Here is a 1,104-nt window from a genome sequence, read left to right on the forward strand (position 1 = left end):
TCACCACCTAGTTGTTACGCATGCCCGGCACACAAAAATAAAGACACACATAAGTGTGCCTTCACAAACTAATAGTTATCAGCTATTAACTGTTTTAATATTCCTACACCTCGTTTCCTTTACAAACAATATACTTATAATAGCAATTACAGAAGCTATTAAACATATTAAGAATGCTCTATTATATGAAGTTACTGTATATACCTTAACTCCTTCAACTAATTTACCAGTCCAGTTTTTATCTAGTACATAACCAATAAGCGGCTGTATAATTGCTGCAAAAAGGAAACCACCCATATTCACTGTCCCAGTAGATATTCCTGCATAGTTAGGATTATTAACTTCTTTAGAGCATACCCAAGATAATACAAAACCTGATGATGAAAAGCCCATTATAAACAATAATATATAAAGTGCTGAAAAAGATATCTTGCCAGGATTAACATATATTAAAATTAACCACGTTAGTGTATATATTATAGAAAAGACTAAAAATGGAGCTTTTCTTCTTCCAATTTTATCGGAAATCGTACCAATAACTAAACTACCTATCATAAGTCCTAACGTCACTATCATAGTAAAAGTCGAAGCCTTTGCTTTTGATACTCCATATACATGTATCATATATGGAACTCCCCAAGCGCCTACAAAAGCTATTACTGAACCAAAAATACCTCCAAAAGCAAAGAAGCCCGGCCAAGTTTTTGGATTAGAAAAAACAGTTTTTATACTTTCTGACAATGATATATCTTTCTTTTCAGCTTTTTTAATTATTGGAGTAAATCCCATGTCTTCTGGACTATTCCTTACAATTAAATACGCTAACACAGCTACGAGCAGAGATAAAACTCCTATTGCAGCAAAAGATAATCTCCAACCTATACTTGTAACCATTACTACTAAAGGAAACTGTGCAAGTAAAGCTCCGCCATTACCAATAAAAGAAGTTAATCCTGACATTCTTCCAAATTCGTCTTCTCTAAACCACTGCGATAATACTTTTAGAATAGAAATAAATACTACGGATACTCCTAATCCAACTATCAATCTGCCAATATAAGCCAATGTTATGTTTGATGCAAAACCAAATATTATAGAACCTAT

1 protein-coding gene is annotated in these 1,104 nt (G+C 32.9%); it reads right to left on the bottom strand.

Annotation, left to right across the window (positions count from 1 at the left end; all coding sequences use genetic code 11):
- Positions 1–78 precede the first annotated feature (78 nt).
- Positions 79–1,104: MFS transporter (locus BUB51_RS12670; protein WP_073198197.1), on the bottom strand; the 1,026-nt coding region annotated here is incomplete at its 5' end.

Origin of the sequence: Caloranaerobacter azorensis DSM 13643 (assembly GCF_900129995.1) — a bacterium.
Taxonomy (GTDB): Bacteria; Bacillota; Clostridia; order Tissierellales; family Thermohalobacteraceae; genus Caloranaerobacter; species Caloranaerobacter azorensis.